Here is a 26,576-nt window from a genome sequence, read left to right as displayed (position 1 = left end):
AAGCTGCCCTGCTCACACTTTGTTATCTGGCGATTTTGCGTTAAAAACAAATAATTATTTATGGGTTTAAGATAAGATAATAATAATTAACGGCTCAATTTGCATAGTCATTCCAGTCGCTAGCATTTCCTGTTAACAATCAATATGATAGATATTTATTTCAAAATATAAATTTCTACATAATAATAACAACTTCAGATAACCCTTTCTAATAACGCGTAGCTATTCATATTTTAAAAGCCGCTAATTAATCATTATCTGATGCGAATCATGCAATTGAAAACAAACGCATCACTCTCCTGTTGAGCGTGAGCAATATCACATTACAAATAGATTTAGCGCCTAGTATGATTCCTGAAATCAAATGAGCTTAGCCGCCATGACATTAATTAACATGCATGGCTCAGCCCTTTTTATTCTGAAAAAAAGTAAAGGGATAAATATGGAAAAGCATTATGTCGGTTCTGAAATAGGTCAATTGCGTAGCGTCATGCTGCATCGCCCGAATTTAAGCTTGAAACGCTTAACGCCATCGAACTGTCAGGAATTATTATTTGATGACGTGTTATCCGTTGAGCGTGCCGGCGAAGAGCACGATATCTTCGCAAACACGCTGCGCGAGCAGGGTGTAGAAGTCCTGCTGTTGACCGACCTCTTAACCCAAACGCTTGATATTACAGAGGCCAAAGCCTGGCTTCTGGATACGCAAATCTCGGATTATCGCCTTGGCCCCACCTTCGCCAACGATGTGCGCGGCTGGCTGGCGGATATGCCTCATCGGGAACTGGCGCGTCGATTAAGCGGAGGATTAACCTACGGTGAGATCCCGGCCTGTATTAAAAATATGGTGGTGGATACCCACACGGCGAATGATTTTATTATGAAGCCACTGCCCAACCATTTATTTACCCGTGATACCTCCTGCTGGATTTATAACGGTGTTTCCATTAACCCAATGGCTAAACCCGCCCGCCAGCGCGAAACCAATAATCTGCGCGCCATTTATCGCTGGCACCCTGCCTTTGCCGACGGCGACTTTATTAAATATTTTGGCGATGAAAATATTAATTATGACCACGCCACATTAGAAGGCGGCGATGTCCTGGTCATTGGCCGTGGCGCCGTATTAATTGGTCTTTCCGAGCGCACCACGCCACAGGGGGTGGAGTTCCTGGCTGACAGCCTGTTTAAGCATCGTCAGGCCGAACGGGTGGTGGTCGTTGAGTTACCGAAACATCGCTCCTGTATGCACCTCGACACCGTCATGACGCATATCGACGTTGATACCTTCTCGGTCTATCCCGAAGTGGTGCGCAAAGACGCACAGTGCTGGACCCTGACCCCGGACGGACGCGGCGGCCTGCTGCGTACCCAGGAGACGGATCTGCTGCACGCCATTGAAAAAGCGCTGGGGATCTCTCAGGTGCGCCTGATTACCACCGGCGGCGACGCCTTCGAGGCCGAGCGCGAGCAGTGGAACGATGCCAACAACGTGCTGACCCTGCGCCCCGGCGTGGTGGTGGGTTACGAGCGCAACATCTGGACCAACGAAAAATATGACAAAGCCGGCATCACCGTGCTGCCGATTCCCGGCGACGAACTGGGTCGCGGTCGCGGCGGCGCTCGCTGCATGAGCTGCCCTCTGGAACGTGACGGAATTTAAAGGAGCGATCATGGAACGAAAACCTACTCTGGTTGTGGCGCTCGGCGGAAACGCGTTGCTGAAACGCGGTGAACCCCTGGAAGCCGCCATCCAGCGTCAAAACATCGAGCTGGCCGCCCGCACCATCGCCGGATTAACAACGCAGTGGCGCGTGGTGCTGGTGCATGGCAATGGACCGCAGGTAGGCCTGCTCGCGCTGCAAAACAGCGCCTATGACAAGGTCACCCCTTACCCGCTCGACATTCTCGGTGCCGAAAGTCAGGGGATGATTGGTTACATGCTCCAGCAAGCGCTGAAAAACAATCTGCCCCAGCGCGAGGTGAGCGTGCTGCTCACCCAGGTGGAGGTGGATGCGGCCGACCCGGCGTTTAGCCACCCGACCAAATATATCGGCCCGGTCTATTCCGAAGAACAGGCGCAGGCCCTGCAGGCGGAAAAAGGCTGGGTATTCAAAGCAGACGGCTCTTACTTCCGCCGCGTTGTTCCGTCACCTCAGCCGAAACGCATTGTCGAGAGCGATGCCATTACCGCCCTGATTGCCCGCGATCATCTGGTGATTTGCAACGGCGGCGGCGGCGTGCCGGTGGTGGAAAACGCCAGTGGCTATCAGGGTATCGAAGCGGTCATTGATAAAGATCTCTCCGCCGCGCTGCTTGCCCGCCAGATCGAAGCGGATGCCCTGCTGATCCTGACCGATGCCGACGCGGTGTACCTCGACTGGGGAAAACCCACCCAGCGCCCGCTGGCCCAGGTCACGCCTGACATCTTAAGGGAGATGCACTTTGACGCCGGGTCGATGGGCCCGAAAGTCGCCGCCTGCTGCGCGTTTGTGCAGACGTGCAACGGCATCGCCGGGATCGGCTCGCTGGAAGACGGCCCGGAAATCCTGGCGGGCGAGAAAGGCACGCTGATTCGTCACTAAAACCCCTCACCCTAACCTTCTCCCACAGGGAGAAGGAATATTACCCCCCTCTCCCTGTGGGAGAGGGCCGGAGTGAGGGCATCAGACAGCTAACAAGTTAAAAAGGATTTACCCATGACCATCAACCTGAAAAACCGTCATTTCCTCAAACTGCTGGACTACACGCCAACAGAAATTCAGTACCTGATCGACCTGGCCATCGAACTCAAAGCCGCCAAAAAAGCCGGTCGTGAAAAGCAAACCCTGGTCGGGAAAAACATCGCCCTGATCTTTGAAAAAACCTCCACCCGCACCCGCTGCGCGTTTGAAGTGGGCGCATTTGACCAGGGCGCTCAGGTCACCTACCTCGGCCCAAGCGGTTCCCAGATCGGCCATAAAGAGTCGATGAAAGATACTGCCCGCGTGCTGGGTCGGATGTATGACGGCATTGAATATCGCGGCTACGGCCAGGCGATTGTCGAAGAGCTGGGCGAGTTCGCGGGCGTGCCGGTCTGGAACGGCCTGACCGATGAGTTCCATCCGACGCAAATCCTGGCGGATCTGATGACCATGCTGGAGCACGCGCCGGGCAAAACGCTGCAGGAGCTGAGCTTCGCCTATCTGGGCGATGCGCGAAACAACATGGGCAATTCGCTGATGGTCGGCGCGGCGAAGATGGGCATGGATATCCGCCTGGTCGCCCCGAAATCGTTCTGGCCGGATGCCGCGCTGGTTGAGCAGTGCCGCGCCATCGCCAAAGAGACCGGCGCACGCATCACCCTGACCGATGATGTGAACGAAGGCGTGCACGGCACGGACTTCCTCTACACCGACGTCTGGGTGTCGATGGGTGAACCGAAAGAGGCCTGGGCCGAGCGCGTCAGTCTGATGAAGCCTTATCAAATTAACGGCGACGTGATGAAAGCGACCGGCAATCCAAACGTCAAATTCATGCACTGCCTGCCTGCGTTCCATAACGAGCACACCAAAGTGGGCCGGGAAATCGAAATGGCCTACGGCCTGAAAGGGCTGGAGGTAACGGAGGAGGTCTTCGAATCCCCGAACTCTATCGTCTTTGACGAAGCAGAAAACCGCATGCACACCATTAAAGCGGTCATGGTGGCGACACTCGGCGACTAATCACCGCCCGGCGCGGCATGAGGCTGCGCCGGGGCAAGGAGAACATCATGGGCAAGTTCAAGTTTCCTTCTGCGTATACCATCCTCTTTTTTCTGATTGCCGTTGTCGCCGCGCTGAGCTGGATTGTGCCAGCCGGCCAGTACCAGATGGCGATGAACGAAACGCTCGGCAAAGAAGTGCCCATTGCCGGCACTTACGCGCACGTTGCCGCGCATCCGCAGGGGATCGTTTCGGTGCTGATGGCCCCGATCGCCGGATTGTACGATCCGGTCTCCGGCCAGGCCGGGGCGATCGACGTCGCGCTGTTTATTTTGATCATCGGCGGATTTCTGGGGATCGTCACCAAAACCGGTGCCATTGATGCGGGGATCGAGCGCGTCACCACCAAGCTGCGCGGGCGCGAAGAGTGGATGATCCCGATCCTGATGGCGCTGTTTGCCGCCGGTGGCACCATTTATGGCATGGCCGAAGAGTCACTGCCGTTCTACACGCTTTTGGTTCCGGTGATGCTGGCCGCCCGCTTCGATCCGGTTGTGGCCGCCTCCACCGTCCTGCTCGGCGCGGGCATTGGTACGCTCGGCTCGACGATCAACCCCTTTGCCACGGTGATCGCGGCCAACGCCGCCGGCATCCCCTTTACCAACGGGATCGCCCTGCGTCTGGCGATGCTGGTTATTGGCTGGATCATCTGCGTGGTCTGGGTGATGCGCTACGCCCGCAAGGTCCGTCAGGATCCGTCGCTGTCGATCGTGGCGGATAAACAAGAAGAGAACCTCGCCCATTTTCTGGGTAACAAAGGCGACCAGTCGCTGGAATTTACCCCGGTGCGCAAAATCATTCTGGTGATTTTCGCCCTGGCCTTTGCCGTGATGATTTACGGCGTGGCGGTGCTGGGTTGGTGGATGGCCGAGATCTCGGCCGTGTTTCTTGCCAGCGCCATCATCGTCGGCCTTATCGCGCGGATGAGCGAAGAGGAGCTGACCTCCACCTTTATCAACGGCGCACGGGATTTGCTGGGCGTCGCGCTGATTATCGGCATCGCCCGCGGTATCGTAGTGATTATGGATAAGGGCATGATTACCCACACCATTTTGCACAGTGCTGAAGGCCTGGTGACCGGATTATCCTCCGTCGCGTTTATTAACGTGATGTACTGGCTGGAAGTGCTGTTGTCATTTCTTGTGCCTTCTTCGTCCGGCCTGGCCGTTCTGACGATGCCGATCATGGCGCCGCTTGCCGATTTCGCTAACGTCAATCGCGATTTGGTCGTGACTGCGTACCAGTCTGCATCCGGTATCGTCAATCTGGTGACCCCAACCTCCGCCGTGGTCATGGGTGGGCTGGCAATCGCCCGCGTTCCCTACGTGCGCTATCTGAAGTGGGTTGCGCCGCTGCTGGGGATTTTGACGGTGGTGATTATGGTAGCGTTAAGCCTGGGTGCATTGATGTAATTTTCCGGATGGCGCTGCGCTTATCCGGCCTACGGATCGGTGCGGCGCCACCGGTTATTTTGCTCACTGAGATGGGAAGAAGAGAACATGGAATACGGAGATTACTCCCCCAAAGAACAACTTCAGCTGGCGGTTTGCCAGACTCTGATTAGCGAAAACACCTACCTCTCTCAGGAAGAGATCCGCCGTGATTTACAGGAACGCGGCTTTGAAACCATAAGCCAGTCTACCGTTTCACGTCTGCTCACGCTGCTGGGTGTCATAAAAATTCGCAATGCCAAAGGCCAAAAGATTTATTCGATGAATCCTCAGCTGCGCCCGGCTCCGGATGCGGCGCGGTCTATCTCAGAAATGGTGGTCAGCGTGGAGCACAACAGCGAATTTATCCTTATCCATACCGTTGCCGGATATGGCCGTGCGGTGGCGCGTATTCTGGATTATCACCAGCTGCCGGAGATTTTAGGCGTGGTGGCCGGAAGCAGTATTGTCTGGGTCGCGCCGCGCATCGTTAAGCGCACGGCGCTGGTGCATAAGCAAATTAATTATTTACTCAGAACGCATTAATATTCATATAGAACCGTTTGCACTGAGTAAAGCGTGCATTAAATGCTTGATCGGAGCATCGAGCTGAGTATAATGCCCGACAATTTGCCGGGAGGAAGTCATGGTCAAGCGTGTACGACATACAGTCATACCGCGTCTGAAAACAGACGCTGGCCTGCCGTTTTTCTTCCCGTTGCTTACCCTATTCCCAGAGCCCCTCATTTGAGGGGCTTTTTTTTGCCCGGCGTCAGGAGATAAACATGAATCCGCTTTATCAAAAACACATCATTTCCATCAATGACCTCAGCCGCGAAGAGCTGGAACTGGTTCTGGATACCGCGGCAAAACTGAAGGCCAACCCACAGCCCGAGCTGTTAAAACATAAAGTGATCGCCAGCTGTTTCTTTGAGGCATCGACCCGTACTCGCCTCTCGTTCGAAACTTCCATGCATCGCCTGGGCGCAAGCGTGGTCGGCTTCTCAGACAGCAGCAACACGTCGCTGGGCAAAAAAGGCGAGACGCTGGCAGACACCATTTCGGTTATCAGCACCTACGTGGATGCCATCGTGATGCGTCATCCGCAGGAAGGCGCCTCGCGCCTGGCGACCGAGTTTTCAGGCGGTATTCCGATTCTGAATGCCGGCGACGGCGCGAACCAGCATCCAACGCAAACCCTGCTGGATCTGTTCACCATCCGTGAAACCCAGGGCCGACTGGAAAATCTGCATATCGCCATGGTCGGTGATTTGAAATATGGCCGCACCGTCCATTCGCTGGCTCAGGCGCTGGCGAAATATAACGGCAACCGGTTCTACTTTATCGCCCCGACGGCGCTGGCGATGCCGCAGTACATTCTGGATATGCTCGATGAAAAAGGGATTGCCTGGAGCCAGCACGCCAGCATCGAAGAGGTGATGGGCGACGTGGATATTCTCTATATGACCCGCGTGCAAAAAGAGCGTCTGGATCCGTCCGAGTACGCCAACGTGAAGGCGCAGTTTGTGCTGCGCGCCAGCGACCTCGACGGCGCGCGTGGCAACATGAAGGTATTACACCCGCTGCCGCGCATCGACGAAATTGCCACCGACGTGGATAAAACGCCGCACGCCTGGTACTTCCAGCAGGCGGGCAACGGTATCTTCGCACGCCAGGCACTGCTGGCACTGGTTCTGAATCGCGACTTGGCTCTGTAAGGAAAAATAACCATGACACATGACAACAAACTCCAGGTAGAAGCCATCAAACGTGGCACCGTGATTGACCATATCCCTGCGCAAATTGGTTTTAAGCTTTTGACGCTATTCAAGCTGACCGAAACCGACCAGCGCATCACCATTGGCCTGAACCTGCCGTCAGGCGAGATGGGCCGCAAGGATCTGATTAAAATCGAGAACACCTTCCTGACCGACGAGCAGGTGAACCAGCTTTCGCTCTATGCGCCGAATGCGACGGTAAACCGCATCGATGATTACGAAGTGGTGGGAAAATCGCGTCCGAGCCTGCCGGAGCGTATCAACAGCGTGCTGGTCTGTCCGAACAGCAACTGCATCAGCCACGCTGAGCCGGTTTCGTCCAGCTTTGCAGTGAAAAAACGCGAGAAAGACATCGCACTCAAATGCAAATACTGCGAAAAAGAGTTTTCTCATTATGTGGTGCTGGCCAACTAATTGAGGTTGGTAAAGGATCCCGGCCTCCCTATAATGGCCGGGACATTCTTAACGCTGTTATTCTGGAGAAAACATGAGCAAAGTACTTGCGACGGAAAATGCACCAGCCGCCATTGGCCCGTACGTTCAGGGCGTTGATCTGGGCAGCATGATCATCACGTCTGGTCAGATCCCGGTGAACCCAAAAACGGGTGAAGTGGCAGAAGATGTTGCCGCACAGGCGCGTCAGTCCCTGGAAAACGTTCAGGCGATCGTCGAATCTGCGGGCCTGAAAGTGGGCGATATCGTGAAAACGACCGTTTTCGTTAAAGATCTTAACGATTTCGCGACCGTTAACGCCACGTACGAAGCATTCTTCACCGAGCACAACGCGACCTTCCCGGCGCGCTCCTGCGTGGAAGTGGCTCGTCTGCCAAAAGATGTGAAAATTGAAATCGAAGCGATTGCCGTGCGTCGTTAATTTATTTCAATAAATTCAAGGCAGCTACGGCTGCCTTTTTTATTTCGACCATTTTTACTCTCTGTATAAAATGACTTATCACCGTGTCCATTATTAGACTTTATTCTCAAGATAATACTTTCTTTTAATGGACGAGTAATGAAACTTTCAAAAATCGCATTTGCAATCGCAACATTGACTGTTGCCTCTTCTGCATTTGCTCATGGATATATTGAGTCTCCAGCCAGCCGCGCCTATATGTGTAAGCTCGGTCAAAATATTGACTGCGGTACCGTTCAATACGAACCGCAGAGCGTCGAAAAATCCTCCGGTTTCCCGACTGGCGCGATGCCGCCTGATGGTCAACTCGCCAGCGCCGGCATTTCCCAGTATTCCCAGCTTGATAAGCAGAGCCTGAATGCATGGACTAAAAACCCTATGACGGCCGGACCACACGAATTCGTCTGGTATCATACTGCGCCACATAAAACGACTAACTGGCGTTATTATATTACCAAACAAAACTGGAACCCGAATAAACCGCTGACCCGCGATCAGCTCGAATTAATGCCATTCTGTACCGTTAACGGTAATGGCCAGGCGCCTGCCCAGCGTCAGACAATGAATTGTAATGTGCCTGAGCGTACCGGCTATCAGGTTATTTACGGCGTGTGGGAAATTGCCGATACCGCTAATAGTTTCTATCAGGCTATCGACGTTGATTTTGGTAACGGCGGCAACGTGACGCCAGACGAAACGCCGGCAGTCGTGTCCGAGTGGAATAAGACGCTGAACGGCCAGATCGCAGGTAATAACCTGAACGCAGGCGATAAAGCGATCGCGCGCTTCTTCGACGCAAACGGCGAAGTAGCCTCTATGCGCACTGAATTGACCATCGCCTCGGCTGAACAGGGTGATGCGAACCAGTGGTCTTACGATCTGGCGCAGCAGATCAACAGCGCGCACGGCGACGTTCGCGTGGGCGTGAAAGATGAAAGCGGTCAAATCAACCCGATTCACGGCGCAAACAGCGTGTTCGTGAAAGACGGCAGTCAGCTGAAGTCCGTTGCTATCTCCTATGAAGAGCAGCAGGCTGAAGTGAGCGAAACCATCGCCGTATCTAACCTGCAGTACAGCAAAATTGAAAACGGCAACGCAACCGTCACGTTCCACGTGAATACGCACGGTGACGTGAACCTGGAAGCGCATGTCATGAACCACATGGGCGCAGAAAAAGGTTACCTGAAGCAGGACATGAATAACGCCAACCAGGACGTGACCATGAACCTGAACGATGTGACCGCGGGCCACCACATGCTGAAATACTACGCGACCAACAAAGACGGCACGATGTTCGCTCAGGACGTGCTGAACCTGATGCTGGAAGAAGATTCAGCAAGCGGTAATACCGGCAGCTACGACTTCACCTTCCCGCAGAATATGGGGTCGTACAAAGCAGGCACCGTTGTACTGCAGCCGAAAGATGGCAAGACGTATCAGTGTAAGCCCTTCCCATACAGCGGTTATTGCCTGCAGTACAGCCCAACGGCGAACCAGTATGAGCCTGGCGTAGGCGCGCACTGGAAAGAGGCGTGGGTTGTTAAGAACTGAGTCGCCTGTTTCCCTCACCCTACCCCTCTCCCAAAGGGAGAGGGAACTGTTCCGTGCAATCCTTGCCAAGGGTGAGGATTACCCTGCTCCCTCTCCCGTCTACATGGGTGAGGGTTGCCCTTCTCCCTCTCCCGTCTACATGGGTGAGGATTGCCCTTCTCCCTCTCCCGTCTACATGGGTGAGGGTTGCCCTTCTCCCTCTCCCGTGGGAGAGGGTCGGGGTGAGGGCATCAGACCGCACGATCTAAACCACTTGTCTGTTGGCGCCTCGCTACCCTACCTGCAAAAATGAAAAACTGAGTCGCCTGTTTCCCCTCACCCTACCCCTCTCCCAAAGGGAGAGGGAACTGTTCCGTGCAATCCTTGCCATGGGAGAGGGAACTGTTCTGTGCAGTCCTTGCCATGGGAGAGGGAACTGTTCTGTGCATTCCTTGCCATGGTGAGGATTGCCCTTCCCCCTCTCCCGTGGGAGAGGGTCGGGGTGAGGGCATCAGACCGCAGAGGTCCCCCGCGCCGCCCTACGGGTTGCGCGTGGCTCTGAGCAGCGTCTCCAGCGGATAAACCGCTGCAATCACTACCTCGTCCTGGATTTTTGCTGCGCTATCCAGCTCGCTTTGAATTGCCGCGATCTCTTTATCATCCAGCGTGCCCTGACGCGCCACCAGATCCGTTAACCGCAGACCAATCGACGCCAGCTTGTCCACCTCCTGAATCACAGGCTTCATCGCCTTAAGCTGATAGTTATTTTCGCTGAGCGCCAGCGCATCGCTGGTATTGCTCTGCCAGCGGTTAAAGACGTGACGCAGTGACTCTGCGCTTTCCGTGTCTTCGGCGTCGCTGATTAAACGGTCGACCCAATGGTTCATCTGTCGCACGGTGGTACTTTCTGCGTTGAGCGCATCGGCATAGCGGTTCAGCGGCTCAAACTGGTGGTAGTTTCCGGCCTGGAATTTAAGATGCTGACGCGTGTAATACTGCGCAGGCTCCAGCGCCTGGGCGAGAACCTGCAAAGGGAGCGTGTCGGCGTTATTCGCCAGACGCGTAAAGTATGCCTGCTGCTGGCTATGCTGCTGCAGACCCACCGAAACGGTGGTCCAGCTGTCCATGGCCTGCAAACGGGTATACATATTATCGGTGTCGTTCACCTCTTTTGCGGACCACAGCCGCTCCGCCACCGCAAAGGCGCGCGGCCAGAGCCTGATATCCAGTACCGGCGCGACCACGTTTTCCGCCCAGAGGGCGGCTTCTCCGCCCATCAGATTCGCCTGCTGAGCCGCGTCTGGCACCACCGGCTGCGTGCCCGCCGGCACGCTGTCGAGCCGGGCGCCCGAAATCGGGTAGCGGGCGTTGCCCACCAGGAAGTAGCCGCTGAGCTTATCGTCCGTCACGTTCACAACCGGGCGGGTTTCTCCCATCCAGGTATCGACGGTAAAGGTCACCTGATTGTCGTCCCGCCACTCAATGTTATCCACGGCGCGACGCGATTTGCCGCTGAAATCAATAAACCCGCGCCAGCCGGATTCGCCCTTCACCAGCGTAAAGCTGCCCTCAACCGGCTTGCCCTTCAGGCGCGGCATAACGAATGACCAGCTTTGCGCGCTGTCGTTATCCGCCAGTTGATCCACCCCATTCAACCCCTGCGGGGCGATCTCATTGCGGTAGTGGTAGGCGGTGCTTTGCGGCTGATCGAGATAAAAACCGGTGGAGAGGATGCCCTTATAACCCTGTTTCGCCACCTGGCCCAGCGCGTCCTGCCCCTGCCAGGACTGGATCAAAATGCTCTTCGGCAGGTCCGGGTGGAAAATCTCATCCCAGCCGACCATCTGACGGTGATGCTTTTCCAGAATGGTTTCCAGCTTACGGTTGAAATACGCCTGTAAGGCGTGGCTGTCGGCCAGTTTGTTTTGCCGCATAAAGTTTTGAATGGCCGCATTCTCTTTCCACTGGGTGTCGTCCACTTCATCGCCGCCAATGTGCAAATACGGATCGGGGAAGATCGCCGCCAGTTCGCTGACCATGGCGTCAGCAAAAGCGTATGTTGCCTCTTTGGTCGGATCGAGAACGGGTTTTAATACGCCCCAGTGCCGCTCCATTTCATACGGGCCGGGGGCGCTCATCAGTTCCGGATAGGCGACCGCAATGGCCGAGGCATGTCCCGGCATGTCGATCTCCGGCACCACGCGGATCCCCCGATCGGCGGCGTAGCGGACAATTTCGCGCATCTGCGTCGGGGTGTAGAACAGCCCGTCGCTGGCAAGCTCGGTCAGTTTGGGATAACGCGTCGAGGTAAAGCGCCAGCCCTGGTCGTCCGTTAAGTGCCAGTGCAGCACGTTGAGTTTTGCGGCCGCCATCCCGTCGATCTGGCGTTTGATATCCGGCAGCGGGATAAAATGACGCGCGGAATCCAGCAGCAGTCCGCGCCACGGGAAGCGCGGTGCATCTTCGATGTTCACCCACGGCAGTGAGGTGTTTTCCGCGCCGTTCTGAATGAGCTGGAGCACGGTCTCCATCGCGCGGAGCGCACCAAAACGGGTATTGGCGGAGATGTTTACCCCACTGGCATCCACCTTCAGGGTGTAGCTTTCATCGCTGTCCGGCAGCGGCTGCGGCTTCACTTTTTTGGCGATAGCAATGCGAATGGTGGGTTTATCCGGCGTGCTGCTTTGTGGCTGGAGCGTCCAGCCTGTTTGCAGGGCGATGCGCTGGCGCAGTCGGTTAACCGCCTCGCCGAGATCGTCGCCGCTGACGCTAACGGAAACCTGATTGGTCAGGACAAAAGCCCCTTGCGTCGTCGGGCGCTCCACTTTCGCAGGCCAGGGCATAAGGGGTAAATCGCCTGCCGGTGCGGCAAACGCAGAAGCGCCGAGCAACAGCCCGGCGGTGAGAAGACTGTAACGCAACATGAATGTTCCTTATTTGAATCTGACGGGCCAAATAAAAGCAAAACATTTTGTTAACATGCGTACAATTTATCGTCAAGCGTAAGGCCTGACGGAGATCACAGGTTCTTGAATTTAAGAGGAAAGCCATGGCCCGGCACGCGCAGCGCCACCGGGCCAGGAAATCACTGCCAGCCATACCGGCGGCTGTAAAACCCTTTGACCATCTGCGTCAGCACCATGTACCCGGCCAGAATCGCCACCAGCCACGGGAAGTAGCTCAACGGCAACGCCTGCAGGTGCAGATAACCCGCCAGCGGCGAGAAGGGCAGTGCAATCCCCATCACCATTACCAGCAGCGTCATCACCATCAGGGGCCACGCCGCACGGCTCTGTATAAACGGAATACGACGCGTGCGGATCATATGCACAATCAGCGTTTGCGACAGCAGCCCCACCACAAACCAGCCGGACTGGAACAAGGTCTGATGTTCAGGCGTATTGGCGTGGAAGACAAACCACATCAGGCAGAACGTCAGGATATCGAAAATGGAGCTGATCGGGCCAAAGAAGAGCATAAAGCGCCCCAGATCGGCGGGATTCCACCGCTGTGGCTTCTGGATCTGCTCGTCATCGACGTTATCAAACGGGATCGCCACCTGAGAGACATCGTACATCAGGTTCTGAATCAGCAGATGCAACGGCAACATCGGCAGGAACGGCAGGAAGGCGCTGGCGACCAGCACGCTGAAGACGTTACCGAAGTTGGAGCTGGCGGTCATCTTGATGTATTTCAGCATGTTGGCAAAGGTGCGACGCCCTTCGATAACCCCCTGCTCCAGCACCATCAGGCTTTTTTCCAGCAGGATGATATCCGCCGCTTCGCGAGCAATGTCCACCGCGCCGTCAACGGAAATGCCAATGTCAGCGGCACGCAGCGCAGGGGCATCGTTAATGCCGTCGCCCATAAAGCCCACGACATGCCCTTCCCGACGCAGCAACGAGACAATGCGCTCTTTGTGCATGGGCGTCAGGCGCGCAAACAGCGTGGTGCGTTTTGCCAGCGCCGCCAGCGCATCATCAGAGAGCGTTTCAATTTCGCTGCCCGTCACCACGTCGCCCGCATCAAGGCCAACCTCATGACACACTTTTGCCGCCACCAGTTCGCTGTCGCCCGTCAATATTTTCACGGTGATGCCGCTGGCTTTTAACGCCTTCAGCGCCGGTGCGGTGGTCTCTTTCGGCGGATCGAGGAACGCGATATACCCTTCCAGGATCAAATCGGATTCGTCGATACGCTGATAATCCCCTTCCCGGGCGGGCAGACATTTGCTCGCCACCGCCACCACGCGCAGCCCCTGACGGTTCAGGCTGTCGGTCACGCGTTTAATGCGCCGCAGCATGCTCTCGTCCAGCGGCACAATCTCACCGTTATGCCGCACCTGCGTTGAGACGCTCAGGATCTCCTGCAGCGCGCCTTTACAGATCAGCTGATGGGCGTCGGCCTGCTCGCTGACCACCACCGACATCCGGCGGCGCTCAAAATCAAAGGGGATCTCATCCACTTTTTGCCAGCGGGTAGAAAGCTGACGGGCAGATTCTTCTTCCACGCCCTCCAGCACCGCCACGTCGAGCAGGTTTTTCAGGCCCGTCTGATAATGGCTGTTTAGCCAGGCGGTATGCAGAACGCGTTCGCTCGCCTTGCCTGAGACATCGGTATGGTTCTCCAGCACGATTTTATCCTGCGTGAGCGTACCGGTTTTGTCGGTGCACAGGATGTCCATTGCGCCAAAGTTCTGAATGGCGTCGAGGTGTTTAACAATCACCTTCTGCTTTGACAGTTTGACCGCCCCGCGCGCCAGCGTAGAGGTGACGATCATCGGCAGCATTTCAGGCGTGAGCCCCACGGCTACCGACAGCGCAAACAGCGCGGCTTCCCACCAGTCGCCTTTGGTGTAGCCGTTGATCAGCAGCACAATCGGCGTCATTACCATCATAAAGCGGATCAGCAGCATGCTGACGCGCCCAATCCCTTTCTGAAACGCATTGGGCTCGCTCTCCTGCTCGCTGACGCGGCCCGCCAGCTGCCCGAACCAGGTTTGCCCTCCGGTGGCGATGACGATCGCCTGCGCGGTTCCGCTGACCACCGTGGTGCCCATAAAGCACAGGGTATCGCATTCCAGCGGGTTGGTTTGCGCAGGATCGCGGCTGCGCGCCACCTTCTCGACGGGTAAGGACTCGCCGGTCAGAGACGCCTGGGCCACAAACAGATCCCGCGCCTGGATGACACGCAGATCCGCCGGGATCATATCGCCCGCGGCAAGTTTGATTACATCGCCAACCACCAGCTGATCGATCGGCAGTTCAAGCCAGGCGTTTTCGCCCTTATCATTGATAACACGCTGCACCGTGGCGGTATTACTGACCATGGCTTTCAGGGCATCCGCTGCCCGCGTGGAACGCGCCTCCTGAATGAAGTTGAGCAGCGTGGAGATCCCCACCATCAGCGCAATCACGCCGGCGGCAAACAGATCTTCGGTGGCATAGGAGATGATGGCCAGGACCGTCAGCAGCAGGTTGAACGGGTTGCGGTAGCAGAGCCACAGATGAACCCACCACGGGGAAGGCTTTTGCGCCGGAATCGCGTTGTCGCCCTTTTCCGCACGTGTTTTTTCCACTTCAGCGGCGTTAAGCCCTTCGGGGTGTCCGCCAAAGGCGCGCCAGACCTCGTTTTCATCCATGGCGGCAGCGTTAAGGCATTGAGCGGTCAGGGTAGGTGGGATCGGCGCGCCAGCCAGATTTTTGGCATTTGGCAGCGGATCGCGCTGCACCAGACGGTGCGGCAGGTGACGGTGCAGCTGAGCAAGCAGCTGGCGGGTGATATTTTTCAGCATAAGCAGTCCCCCGCATCCGTAAACGGACGCAGTATTTTCTTCAGGCGTGGCAAAGCCGTACCTGAAAGGCACTCAACAATGTAAACAGGAACGTTTGGGACGTTACTGCCTCACGTCACCGGTGAGGCAGCAAAAGCTGACTTACCGGAAAGAAAGGGTTCTCCGTTTCAGGAGAGGTGCGGGATCGGGATCCATGTGGCCTCCGGTAAGTAAAAGTCGTGTGTCGCCGCGCAGTATACGGATTTAACCATACCTTTTGTGACGTTTCGGGCGGTATGATACCCCCTCTGAACTAAACCAAATGTAAACCAGACATTGCCCATTGCTATTTCGCTGCCGGGCAGTAGGCTCTATTGACCACATTTTCGCTGTAACAGGGAATAAAGGATGCAGAACCGCCTGACCATTAAAGATATTGCGCGCTTAAGCGGCGTGGGGAAATCCACCGTGTCGCGCGTGCTGAACAACGAAAGTGGTGTCAGCGAGCGCACGCGTGAACGCGTCGAGGCGGTAATGGCTCAGCATGGTTTTTCCCCTTCCCGTTCCGCCCGTGCCATGCGTGGGCAGAGCGACAAAGTCGTCGCGATTATTGTCTCCCGCCTGGACTCTCTCTCTGAAAATCTGGCCGTGCAAACCATGCTTCCGGCGTTTTACGAACAGGGTTACGATCCGATCATGATGGAAAGCCAGTTCTCCACCCAGATGGTAGAAGAGCATCTGGGCATGCTGCAACGACGCAATATCGACGGCGTTGTGCTGTTTGGTTTTTCCGGCATACAGGATGAAATGCTCAAACCCTGGCAGGCGTCACTGGTGCTGATGGCACGTGAAGCCAGCGGTTTTGCCTCTGTCTGTTATGACGATGAGGGCGCCATCACCCTGCTGCTGCATCGCCTGTATGAATTGGGCCATCGTCATATCAGCTACCTCGGGGTACCGCACAATGACGTCACGACCGGTAAACGTCGTCACGAAGCCTATCTGACTTTTTGCAAGCAGCATAATCTGCCCGCCGTTGCCTCTCTGCCGGGGCTGGCGATGAAACAGGGCTACGATAAGGTCGCCAGCGTTCTGACGACGCAAACCACCGCGCTGGTTTGCGCCACCGATACCCTGGCCCTGGGTGCAAGCAAGTATTTGCAGGAGCAGCGTATCGACTCGCTCCAGCTGGCGAGCGTGGGCAGCACGCCGCTGATGAAATTCCTCCATCCGGAAATCGTGACCGTCAATCCGGGCTACGGCGAAGCCGGACGCCAGGCGGCCTCCCAGCTTATTGAGCAGATTAACGGACGCAGCGAACCGCGGCAGATCGTTATTCCTTCTCACCTTTCCTGACCCTTTACTGAACGGATTATTGTGATCCTCACCCAATTTCGGGAACGTTCCCGTTTTAGTTGTTGCGCTTAAAGAGTAGGCTCTCGTTCATTCCGTAACCCACCCTATCAGTCATGAGGCTTCATGATGAGCAAAGTAAAACAATCCGACATCGACCAGCTGATCGTTCTGGTTGGCGGGCGTGAAAATATCGCCACCGTCAGCCACTGTATTACCCGCCTGCGTTTTGTGCTGAACGATCCGGCCAAAGCGAATCCAAAAGCCATTGAAGAACTTTCCATGGTTAAAGGCTGCTTCACCAATGCGGGGCAGTTCCAGGTTGTGATTGGCACCGAAGTGGGCGATTACTATAAAGCCCTGCTGGCCACCACCGGGCACGCTTCGGCTGACAAAGAGCAGGCCAAAAAAGCGGCCCGTCAGAATATGAAATGGCACGAGCAGCTGATTTCCCACTTTGCGGAGATCTTCTTCCCGCTGTTGCCAGCGCTGATCAGCGGCGGTCTGGTGCTGGGATTCCGTAACGTGATTGGCGATGTGCCGATGAACGACGGTAAAACGCTGGCGCAGATGGTCCCGGCGCTGCAAACCATCAATGACTTCCTGTGGCTTATCGGTGAAGCGATCTTCTTCTATCTGCCGGTGGGGATTTGCTGGTCGGCGGTGCGTAAGATGGGTGGAACGCCCATTTTGGGCATCGTCCTGGGCATCACCCTGGTCTCCCCGCAGTTAATGAACGCCTACTTACTGGGGCAACAGGTACCTGAAGTATGGAACTTCGGCCTGTTTTCCATCGCCAAAGTGGGATACCAGGCGCAGGTCATCCCGGCGCTGCTAGCAGGGCTGACGCTTGGCTTTATTGAGACGCACCTCAAGCGCATCGTGCCGGATTACCTCTATCTGGTGGTGGTGCCGGTCTGCTCGCTGATCCTGGCGGTCTTCCTGGCGCATGCCTTGATCGGTCCGTTTGGCCGCATGATTGGCGACGGCGTTGCGTTTGCGGTTCGCCACCTGCTGACCGGCAGCTTCGCCCCGGTTGGTGCCCTGCTGTTTGGTTTCCTGTATGCCCCGCTGGTGATCACCGGTGTCCACCAGACCACGCTCGCTATCGACATGCAGATGATCCAGAGCCTGGGCGGTACGCCGGTCTGGCCATTGATTGCTCTGTCGAATATTGCCCAGGCGTCTGCGGTTACCGGCATTATTATTGTCAGCCGTAAGCATAACGAACGTGAAATTTCCGTTCCGGCGGCCATCTCTGCCTACCTTGGCGTGACGGAACCGGCGATGTACGGCATCAACCTGAAATACCGCTTCCCGATGCTCTGCGCGATGATTGGCTCTGGCCTGGCGGCACTGCTCTGCGGGTTAAACGGCGTGATGGCGAACGGTATCGGCGTCGGCGGTTTGCCGGGCATCCTCTCCATCCAGCCCGATTTCTGGCAGGTCTTTGCCGTGGCTACGGCGATTGCCATCATCATCCCGATGGTGCTGACCACCGTCGTTTACCAGCGCAAATTCCGTCAGGGCACGTTGCAGATTGTTTAATACCTTCATTCGGGGCGCACTTGCGCCCCTTCGCATTTGCAGGAAATCATTATGAATACCCTTCCCCACTGGTGGCAAAACGGCGTCATCTACCAGATCTACCCGAAGAGTTTCCAGGACACGACCGGCTCCGGCACCGGTGATTTATGCGGGGTGACCCGGCGTCTCGACTACCTGAAAACGCTTGGCATTGACGCCATCTGGCTGACGCCATTTTATATCTCCCCGCAGGTGGATAACGGCTACGACGTGGCGAACTATACCGCTATCGATCCGACTTACGGCACGCTGGATGATTTTGACGAACTGGTGGCACAGGCGCATTCACGCGGCATCCGCATTGTGCTCGACATGGTGCTTAACCACACCTCCACCCAGCATGCCTGGTTTCGGGAATCCCTGAATAAGGCCAGCCCGTACCGCCAGTTCTATATCTGGCGCGACGGTACGCCGGACGTGTTGCCCAATAACTGGCGCTCTAAATTTGGCGGCAACGCCTGGCGCTGGCATGCCGAGAGTGAACAGTACTATCTGCATCTTTTTGCCCCCGAGCAGGCGGATCTGAACTGGGAAAACCCGGCCGTACGCGCCGAGCTGAAAAAGGTGTGTGAGTTCTGGGCCGATCGCGGCGTGGACGGTCTGCGCCTGGATGTGATTAACCTTATTTCAAAAGATCAGGCGTTCCCGAGCGACGAGATGGGCGACGGTCGCCGCTTCTATACTGACGGACCGCGCGTGCATGACTATTTGCAGGAGATGAGCCGCGACGTCTTTACCCCGCGCAACCTGATGACCGTGGGCGAGATGTCCTCGACCTCGCTGGAAAACTGCCAGCAGTACGCGGCACTCGACGGTCGCGAACTGTCGATGACCTTCAACTTCCATCATCTGAAGGTAGATTATCCCGGCGGTGAAAAGTGGACCCTGGCAAAACCAGATTTCATCGCCCTGAAAGCGCTCTTTAGCCACTGGCAGCAGGGGATGCATAACAACGCCTGGAATGCGCTGTTCTGGTGTAACCACGATCAGCCGCGCATCGTGTCGCGCTTTGGTCATGAGGGGGAGTACCGGGTGCCCGCAGCAAAAATGCTCGGCATGGTGCTCCACGGTATGCAGGGCACCCCCTATATCTTCCAGGGAGAAGAGATTGGCATGACCAATCCGCACTTTACCCGCATTACCGATTATCGCGATGTGGAAAGCCACAACATGTTCGCCGAATTACGGACAAAGGGCCGCGATCCTGACGAACTTCTGGCGATTCTGGCGAGTAAGTCCCGGGATAATGGCCGAACGCCGATGCAGTGGGACGCCAGCCATAATGCCGGCTTTACCGAAGCAGAACCCTGGATTGGCGTGTGCGATAACTATGAGACGGTCAACGTTGATCGCGCGCTTAACGATCCTGACTCGGTGTTTTATGCCTATCAAACGCTGGTCACCCTGCGTAAAAGCCTGCCGGTCCTGACCTGGGGGGATTATCAGGACCTGTTGCCGGATCACCCGTCTTTATGGTGCTATCGTCGTCACTGGGGGGGTCAAACGCTCATCGTTGCCGCCAACCTTAGCAGTGAAGCACAGCTATGGCAGCCGGAGGCGTTCTCAGGCGCGTGGCAGCAGGTCATGAGCAACTACACGCAAGCCGCCCCTCAACCAGACGCCATCACGCTGCGTCCGTATGAAGCGGTCTGGTGGCTCCAGCGTTAACTCCCTTCGCCGGGCTGCCTGACCGGGGCCCGGCAATACCTTACTGTTTTTGTTGAAAAATTAAGCGAATTTTTCCCGCCATCTTTTACAAAGCCTGAAATGCCCGTCGTTTGTGCTCTCGCTTTTTTACCTTGTTCTGAATCAAATAAATCGCAAACAAGTTTGATGCAAATCACTACATATAGACCTTAAAATGCACGCCGACCCAATATCTTGTATTTTTCGTCTACTATTCCAACAAGACAACGGCGATGACGCTGGCCGGAATTGTGGATAACACGGGTCGAAAACGTGGGAAGTGGCTGGGTTATTTGAAAATCTCGCCTGCACCTGTTTCCCCCGCCTCTGTGGATAACCTGTATGAATGGAGTGATCATGACACCGCATGTGATGAAACGAGATGGCTGCAAAGTGCCATTTAAGTCAGAGCGCATCAAAGAAGCAATTTTGCGTGCAGCTAAAGCAGCGGGAGTCGATGACGCAGATTACTGCGCCACCGTCGCAGAAATCGTTAGCAGCCAGATGAATGAACGTAGCCAGGTGGATATCAACGATATCCAGACGGCGGTCGAAAACCAGCTGATGTCTGGCCCGTACAAACAGCTGGCGCGTGCCTATATCGAATATCGCCACGACCGGGATATCCAGCGCGAAAAGCGCGGACGCCTGAATCAGGAAATCCGCGGGCTGGTGGAGCAGACCAACTCGGCGCTGCTCAATGAAAACGCCAATAAAGACAGTAAAGTGATCCCCACCCAGCGCGATCTGCTGGCCGGTATCGTTGCTAAACACTATGCCCGTCAGCATTTGCTGCCGCGCGACGTGGTGCAGGCGCACGAACGCGGTGAGATCCACTACCACGATCTCGACTACTCGCCGTTCTTCCCGATGTTCAACTGCATGTTGATCGACCTGAAAGGGATGCTGACTCAGGGCTTTAAAATGGGCAACGCCGAGATTGAACCCCCGAAATCGATCTCTACCGCCACGGCGGTCACCGCGCAGATTATCGCGCAGGTGGCGAGCCACATTTACGGCGGCACCACCATTAACCGCATTGATGAAGTGCTGGCCCCGTTCGTGACCGAAAGCTTTAACAAACACCGTAAGGTCGCGCAGGAGTGGCAGATCCCTGATGCGGACGAATATGCTCGTTCGCGCACCGAAAAAGAGTGCTACGACGCGTTTCAGTCGCTGGAATATGAGGTGAACACCCTTCATACCGCCAACGGTCAGACGCCGTTTGTCACCTTCGGTTTTGGTCTGGGCACCAGCTGGGAATCGCGTCTGATCCAGCAATCCATTCTGCGCAACCGTATCTCTGGCCTGGGCAAAAACCGTAAAACCGCCGTGTTCCCGAAACTGGTTTTCGCCATTCGCGATGGCCTGAACCACAAACCTGGCGATGCGAACTACGACATCAAACAGCTGGCGCTGGAGTGCGCGAGCAAGCGCATGTACCCGGATATCCTCAACTACGATCAGGTGGTGAAAGTCACCGGCTCGTTTAAAACCCCAATGGGCTGCCGCAGCTTCCTGGGCGTGTACGAGGATGAAAACGGTGAGCAGATCCACGACGGACGTAACAATCTGGGCGTGATCAGCCTGAACCTGCCGCGCATCGCGCTGGAAGCAAAAGGGGATGAAGCGGCATTCTGGACATTGCTGGACGAACGTCTGGTGTTAGCGCGTAAAGCGCTGATGACCCGTATCGCCCGTCTGGAAGGGGTCAAAGCCCGCGTGGCGCCCATTCTCTATATGGAAGGAGCCTGCGGCGTGCGTCTGAAAGCGGATGATGACGTGTCGGAAATCTTTAAAAACGGTCGCGCCTCGATTTCGCTGGGCTACATCGGGATCCATGAAACCATTAACGCCCTCTTCGGCGACCAGCACGTTTACGACAGTGACGCGCTGCGCGCGAAAGGTGTGGCGATCGTTCAGCGTCTGCGTGATGCGGTTGACCAGTGGAAAGACGAAACCGGCTACGGCTTTAGCCTGTACAGCACGCCAAGCGAAAACCTGTGCGATCGCTTCTGCCGTCTGGACACCGCGGAATTTGGCGTAGTGAATGGCGTGACCGACAAAGGTTATTACACCAACAGTTTCCACCTCGACGTGGAGAAAAAGGTGAACCCGTACGACAAGATCGACTTTGAAGCGGCTTACCCGCCTGTCGCCAGCGGCGGTTTCATATGCTACGGCGAATACCCGAACATCCAGCATAACCTGAAGGCGCTGGAAGACGTGTGGGATTACAGCTACCAGCATGTGCCGTACTACGGCACCAATACCCCGATTGACGAGTGTTATGAGTGCGGCTTTACCGGTGAGTTTGAGTGCACCAGCAAAGGCTTCACCTGCCCGAAATGCGGTAATCACGATGCAGCCCGCGTCTCCGTCACCCGCCGCGTGTGCGGCTACCTTGGTAGCCCGGATGCACGTCCGTTTAACGCCGGTAAGCAGGAAGAGGTTAAACGCCGCGTGAAACATTTGGGGAATGGGCAGATCGGTTAAGTTCTTCGCCGGGTTCTCCCCCTCACCCTACCCCTCTCCCTCAAGGGAGAGGGAATAGATTGAGCACATTGTTATGCCTGCCGCCGGTTTTCTCCCTCTCCCTATGGGAGAGGGCCGGGGTGAGGGCATCAGGTTAAACCTATGAATTATCATCAGTATTATCCCGTCGATATCGTCAACGGCCCCGGCACACGCTGCACGCTGTTTGTGTCAGGCTGCGTTCACGAATGCCCTGGCTGCTACAACAAAAGCACCTGGCGGCTGAATTCAGGTCAGCCGTTCACCGATGAAATGGAACAGCGGATCATCAACGATCTGAACGACACGCGCATTCCCCGCCAGGGGATTTCACTCTCTGGTGGCGATCCGCTCCATCCGCAGAACGTCCCGGAGATCCTGAAGCTGGTGAAACGTATTCGCCGCGAGTGCGCCGGAAAAGATATCTGGGTCTGGACCGGCTATAAGCTGGATGAGCTGGATGCTGAGCAGAGAGAAGTGGTGGATCTGATCAACGTGCTGGTCGACGGCAAGTTTGTGCAGGACCTGAAAGATCCGGCACTGATCTGGCGCGGCAGCAGCAATCAGGTTGTGCACCATTTGCGCTGAGCGCTAAAGCCGTTTGCTTGCGGCCTGATACACAGCGGATTTCTCTCGCTTACCAATGGAAATGACAAAAACGATCACCATCGCGTCCCGCACCTGATAAACCAGGCGGTAACCAGAGGATTTTAGCTTTATCTTGTAGCAGTCAGGCAGGTCAGGCAGGCAGATTCATTCCGGGGATTCACCAGTACGCTGGCTAACTTCTTCTTAAACTGGGCTTTCACGGTATCGCCCAGTTTATGCCACTCCTTTAACGCCCTCGGATCAAATACGAGTTCATAAGTCATCCAGCCTAACCTTAATTCCTTTTTGCGGATTAGCCAGCCGCTCCCGGACTGTCTGGATCAGTTCATCTTCACTGTCGCTAAGGGTGACCGTTTTCACCGGCATACGCCCCGTCTCCGCAACGTACTGAAACAGTAGCCGGACGGCTTCCGTTGGCGTGATATTGAGTTTTTCCAGCACGGCATAAGCCTCGTTTTTGAGTTTGTCATCCAGACGGACGTTCAGCGTGGCCATTATGCCTCCAGTGAAATCGAATATGTAATGCATTTTAGCATTACATTCGCATTACATCGATTTCTGGATAACGCCTCTCAAAACCGACTCAGGCATTCCACGGCCACCGTCTTAAACTCGGCAAAATCGCCGCAGCTACAGAGCCTTGCCATCGCGCGTTCGCGCAGGAAGGTGACGAAAATATCGTAGATCGCCATCGCCTCTTCGTACTCGCTTTTGCTGATGGCGAGCAGGAAAATGACGTGGGCCGTTTCATCGCCCCATTTAATCCCCTTCGGGGCCAGCACGGTATAGACCACGGTTTTTTGCGCCAGCAGCCCCAGGGTGTGCGGCAGCGCAATGCCGTCGCCCAGCATGGTACTGACTATCGCTTCACGCTCGACAACGGAATCGAGAAATTCCGCGCCGACAAAGCCCTCTTCCTCAAGCTGTTCACACAGTTCGTGGAATAACGTTTGCCGATCCACCGGTTGGTCCAGAATACGGAAATGGGCGGCATCAAAATATTTTTCCAGCATCCAGGGCCGCGTGCGGTCCACCAGCACCAGCTTGCCGATCTGTTCCAGCTGATAATCCGTTGGAAAAGGCGCGATCTGCACCACCGGTTTGGCTTTCTCGCTGATGCGCGCGGTGGCGATGACGAAATCCTCGCTGATGCTTTCTGCCAGCTCGTACTCCCGCAGCGTCACCGTGCGGGTGATCTCCACCTGCGGATATTTGCGCTGCATGACCGCTTCGATCATTCGGGCCATTGCATTGCCCGCATCACACACCAGCAGTACCCGCGGCTGGCGCTGATAGCCCACGTTGTAATGCCGCTCCAGCCCGACGCCAATGTGCAGCACCAGAAAACCGATCTCGTTTTCACTGATAACATACGGGGTGTATTTTCCCCATCCCGACACTGCCGCCAGCGTCATGTCCCATGCCATCGGGTAGTGCTGTTTGATGTTGTCCAGCAGCGGGTTGGGGATCATGATTTGATAGCGCACGCGGGTGATCATCGTTTTAATATGCGTCAGCAAATCGGCGTGCAGCTGGGCATCGTTAAGCAGGTTGTAGTTATAGTGCGTGTTGATATAGCGCAGGATGTAATTGACCAGCGCCTCTTCGTCATCGGCGTTAATGGCGCTGGGGGCGATCTCCTGAATCTGACGCGCGGCAATGTGCACGCAGAGCCAGTTCTCTTCAGAGGGTGAAAGCACCTTATCGGCAAGTCGCGCAATCGCCGCCGCAATATCCCGTGCCGCGTCGCGGACATTCTCTTCAACGCCCTCGGCATTAAACTCCGGCAGCGGGAAGCCTTCGCTGATGCGCCGGACCGACACCGCACAGTACAAACGGACAAACAGTTCGCCTTCGTCGGTCAGGCGAATGTGGTGTCGCGTCAGGGTGTCGTGCAACACCGCGACCAGCTGTTCAGGCACGCCCGCATTGAGGGCCACTTCGGTGACCAGCGGGTTCAGGCTGTCCTGTTGGGCCAGCTCCCAGAGTAAATCGGTGAGACAGGCGCGCACGGACATCTCGCTGCCAAACAGCTTCATGCCGTGACGCGGACGTGTCTCAAGCGTCAGGTTATAACGCTGAAACCACTCCCGCACCTCGACCATATCGCTTTGCAACGTCGCCCGGCTGACAAACCACTCGTCCGCGAGATCTTCCAGCTTTAAGGAAAATGCCGAGGTCAGAAAGCGCACCACCAGGTAATGCACCCGCTCCGGCCCGGTTCGCGGGATACGCAGCGCTCTCGGGCGTGAATCCTGCAGCGACTGATAGCGCGCCGCATCGTCGATCTTTAACTGGTAGCCGTTACCCCGGCTCAAAATAAACTGCGCGCCGTGGCTTGCCAGCAGCGCGTTGAGTGCGGTGATATCCGCCCGAACGGTACGTGTAGAGACCGCCAGCCGCTGCGCGAGTTCGTCCTGCGGCAGCGTTTCGTTTTGCAACAGGTCGAAAAGTTGCGCTAAACGTTGGTTCGGAAATCGCACGGGGGTGTCCTCTTAGGGCTTAAGGTGAAATAACCATCTGGGATGGACTGCCAACGGGCGTATAGTCTGGCTCAAAGCTGAGTTTACCGTCCTGCGCCACGCGGAAACGGGTAATGTTGTCGCTGCGCTGATTCATGACGTAAAGCCAGCGCCCCTGTTTATCCAGCGTCAGGGTGCGCGGGTAATCGCCTCGCGTCCAGACATCGTCCTGATGCGTCAGCGTGCCCTCGGCGGTTACGGTAAAGTGCCCGATGCTGTTATGCAAACGGTTAGCCACATACAGCTGTTTGCCATCGGCACTGAGCGCCAGCCCGGCGGCAAAGCTCGTCCCTTTATACCCCTCAGGCAGCGCTGAGATCGTGTTGCCCTCTTTCAGCGTCCCGGTCGCCGAGTCCAGCTTGTACCAGGTTAACGTGGAGGCTTCTTCATTAATTAACCATAGCCCCTCACCGTCTGGCGAGAAAACAAAATGGCGCGGTCCGGCTCCTTTTGAAGAGGCGCTGATAAACGGCGGATCGTTCGGGGTCAGCTTGCCGGTTCGATCGTCAAAACGGTACTGGTAAAGACGATCCAGACCCAGATCGGTAGAAAACACGTATTTCCCGCTCGGATCGGCGGCGATCATGTGCGCATGCGGCCCGTTGTGGTCGCTCATGGCAAAACTGCCTTCTGCCGCTGCCGCCGGTTTCGCCGCGCCCGGTTCCCCCTTATCCTGATGGGTATCCGTGGCTTCACCCAGGCTGCCGTCTGCGTTAACGGGCAGTACGGCAATCGACCCGCTGACGTAGTTTGCCACCAGCAGGTGCTGGCCCTTTGGCGTCAGGGAGAGATAAACCGGCCCCGCACCGCCGGACGCCACCTGATTCAGCTCACTCAGTTCACCGTTATCGCCCACCCGCAATGCCTGCACCACGCCCTGCTCCACTTCGCTTGCCACGTAGAGGGTTTTGCCATCGTGCGAGACGGTCAGCTGCGCGGCGTTCGGCAGCGTGCTCACCAGCGTTTTATTACCGAGCGCGCCGGTTTGCGGATCGACCGTAAAGCGGTACAGGCCTTCGCCGTTGGGGTTGTAGGTGCCGACCCAGGCGTAGTGTGTCTGGGCCATGGCGGCGGTGGCCAGTAAAGAGAGTGAAGCGACAAGCAGGTTACGGGTATGCATGGTGGCTCCTTTGGGTTT

At 56.1% G+C, this 26,576-nt stretch carries 20 protein-coding genes and 1 pseudogene; 15 read left to right on the top strand and 6 right to left on the bottom strand.

The window, feature by feature from the left end:
• Positions 1-442: 442 nt before the first annotated feature.
• From arcA to gbpA, 10 genes are all read left to right on the top strand, one after another.
• A complete protein-coding gene (gene arcA / locus LZP96_RS07080) occupies positions 443-1,663 on the top strand; it encodes an arginine deiminase (RefSeq protein WP_064328054.1) in 1,221 nt (406 codons plus the stop codon).
• Positions 1,664-1,673: 10 nt separating this feature from the next.
• Positions 1,674-2,585, top strand: a complete 912-nt coding sequence (arcC, locus tag LZP96_RS07075) for a carbamate kinase (protein WP_258925776.1) — start codon at positions 1,674-1,676, stop codon at positions 2,583-2,585.
• 114 nt (positions 2,586-2,699) lie between these two features.
• Positions 2,700-3,704 (top strand): ornithine carbamoyltransferase, encoded by a 1,005-nt coding sequence (gene argF / locus LZP96_RS07070; protein WP_258925775.1) that lies wholly within the window; start codon positions 2,700-2,702, stop codon positions 3,702-3,704.
• Between the two features lie 47 nt (positions 3,705-3,751).
• Positions 3,752-5,155, top strand: a complete 1,404-nt coding sequence (locus LZP96_RS07065; protein ID WP_258925773.1) for a YfcC family protein — start codon at positions 3,752-3,754, stop codon at positions 5,153-5,155.
• An 87-nt stretch (positions 5,156-5,242) separates the two neighbouring features.
• Positions 5,243-5,719, top strand: coding sequence for an arginine repressor (locus tag LZP96_RS07060; protein WP_064324630.1), 477 nt, complete (start codon positions 5,243-5,245; stop codon positions 5,717-5,719).
• Between the two features lie 100 nt (positions 5,720-5,819).
• Complete coding sequence (locus LZP96_RS07055) at positions 5,820-5,924, top strand: pyrBI operon leader peptide (RefSeq protein WP_071892320.1); 105 nt, start codon at positions 5,820-5,822, stop codon at positions 5,922-5,924.
• A gap of 34 nt (positions 5,925-5,958) precedes the next feature.
• The gene (gene pyrB / locus LZP96_RS07050; RefSeq protein ID WP_258925772.1) at positions 5,959-6,891 is read left to right on the top strand and encodes an aspartate carbamoyltransferase; all 933 of its coding nucleotides are present in this window, start codon (positions 5,959-5,961) and stop codon (positions 6,889-6,891) included.
• 12 nt (positions 6,892-6,903) lie between these two features.
• Positions 6,904-7,365, top strand: coding sequence for an aspartate carbamoyltransferase regulatory subunit (pyrI, locus tag LZP96_RS07045; protein WP_064324628.1), 462 nt, complete (start codon positions 6,904-6,906; stop codon positions 7,363-7,365).
• Positions 7,366-7,438: 73 nt separating this feature from the next.
• Positions 7,439-7,825, top strand: coding sequence for a 2-iminobutanoate/2-iminopropanoate deaminase (gene ridA / locus LZP96_RS07040; RefSeq protein WP_006179088.1), 387 nt, complete (start codon positions 7,439-7,441; stop codon positions 7,823-7,825).
• A gap of 138 nt (positions 7,826-7,963) precedes the next feature.
• Positions 7,964-9,415 (top strand): N-acetylglucosamine-binding protein GbpA, encoded by a 1,452-nt coding sequence (gene gbpA, locus LZP96_RS07035; protein WP_064324627.1) that lies wholly within the window; start codon positions 7,964-7,966, stop codon positions 9,413-9,415.
• 518 nt (positions 9,416-9,933) lie between these two features.
• Here gbpA and LZP96_RS07030 read toward each other — a convergent pair.
• Together LZP96_RS07030 and mgtA are read right to left on the bottom strand one after the other, a co-directional pair.
• Positions 9,934-12,318 carry a beta-N-acetylhexosaminidase gene (locus tag LZP96_RS07030; protein ID WP_064324626.1) on the bottom strand — a complete coding sequence of 795 codons (2,385 nt, stop codon included), beginning with the start codon at positions 12,316-12,318 and terminating at the stop codon, positions 9,934-9,936.
• A gap of 161 nt (positions 12,319-12,479) precedes the next feature.
• The gene (mgtA, locus tag LZP96_RS07025; protein WP_064324625.1) at positions 12,480-15,188 is read right to left on the bottom strand and encodes a magnesium-translocating P-type ATPase; all 2,709 of its coding nucleotides are present in this window, start codon (positions 15,186-15,188) and stop codon (positions 12,480-12,482) included.
• A gap of 387 nt (positions 15,189-15,575) precedes the next feature.
• Here mgtA and treR point away from each other — a divergent pair, with 387 nt between their 5' ends.
• The 5 genes from treR (at position 15,576) to nrdG (ending at position 22,895) form a co-directional block, all read left to right on the top strand.
• Complete coding sequence (gene treR / locus LZP96_RS07020; RefSeq protein WP_064324624.1) at positions 15,576-16,523, top strand: trehalose operon repressor TreR; 948 nt, start codon at positions 15,576-15,578, stop codon at positions 16,521-16,523.
• Between the two features lie 126 nt (positions 16,524-16,649).
• A complete protein-coding gene (gene treB, locus LZP96_RS07015) occupies positions 16,650-18,068 on the top strand; it encodes a PTS trehalose transporter subunit IIBC (RefSeq protein ID WP_064328053.1) in 1,419 nt (472 codons plus the stop codon).
• Positions 18,069-18,119: 51 nt separating this feature from the next.
• Entirely contained in the window at positions 18,120-19,775 is a 1,656-nt protein-coding gene (gene treC, locus LZP96_RS07010) for an alpha,alpha-phosphotrehalase (RefSeq protein WP_064324623.1), read from the top strand.
• A 375-nt stretch (positions 19,776-20,150) separates the two neighbouring features.
• Positions 20,151-22,289 (top strand): anaerobic ribonucleoside-triphosphate reductase, encoded by a 2,139-nt coding sequence (nrdD, locus tag LZP96_RS07005; protein WP_064324622.1) that lies wholly within the window; start codon positions 20,151-20,153, stop codon positions 22,287-22,289.
• A 141-nt stretch (positions 22,290-22,430) separates the two neighbouring features.
• Complete coding sequence (gene nrdG, locus LZP96_RS07000; RefSeq protein ID WP_064324621.1) at positions 22,431-22,895, top strand: anaerobic ribonucleoside-triphosphate reductase-activating protein; 465 nt, start codon at positions 22,431-22,433, stop codon at positions 22,893-22,895.
• Between the two features lie 3 nt (positions 22,896-22,898).
• Here the strand turns inward: nrdG and LZP96_RS06995 are convergent.
• The 4 genes and pseudogenes from LZP96_RS06995 to LZP96_RS06980 all read right to left on the bottom strand — a co-directional run bounded on the left by LZP96_RS06995 (position 22,899) and on the right by LZP96_RS06980 (position 26,558).
• Positions 22,899-23,179, bottom strand: a pseudogene (locus tag LZP96_RS06995) (type II toxin-antitoxin system RelE family toxin).
• Complete coding sequence (locus LZP96_RS06990; protein ID WP_064324620.1) at positions 23,169-23,411, bottom strand: type II toxin-antitoxin system RelB/DinJ family antitoxin; 243 nt, start codon at positions 23,409-23,411, stop codon at positions 23,169-23,171. The pseudogene LZP96_RS06995 and the gene LZP96_RS06990 overlap by 11 nt, the downstream one beginning before the upstream one ends.
• 77 nt (positions 23,412-23,488) lie before the next feature.
• Positions 23,489-25,399 (bottom strand): BglG family transcription antiterminator, encoded by a 1,911-nt coding sequence (locus LZP96_RS06985; protein ID WP_064324619.1) that lies wholly within the window; start codon positions 25,397-25,399, stop codon positions 23,489-23,491.
• A gap of 19 nt (positions 25,400-25,418) precedes the next feature.
• On the bottom strand, positions 25,419-26,558 hold the full coding sequence (locus tag LZP96_RS06980) for a lactonase family protein (protein ID WP_064324618.1): 1,140 nt from the start codon (positions 26,556-26,558) through the stop codon (positions 25,419-25,421).
• Positions 26,559-26,576: the final 18 nt, after the last annotated feature.

The organism is Huaxiibacter chinensis, from assembly GCF_022171985.1.
Taxonomy (GTDB): Bacteria; Pseudomonadota; Gammaproteobacteria; order Enterobacterales; family Enterobacteriaceae; genus Enterobacter; species Enterobacter chinensis_A.
Note: the sequence above shows the minus strand (reverse complement) of the source record. Positions and strands in the feature narration are given on the sequence as shown.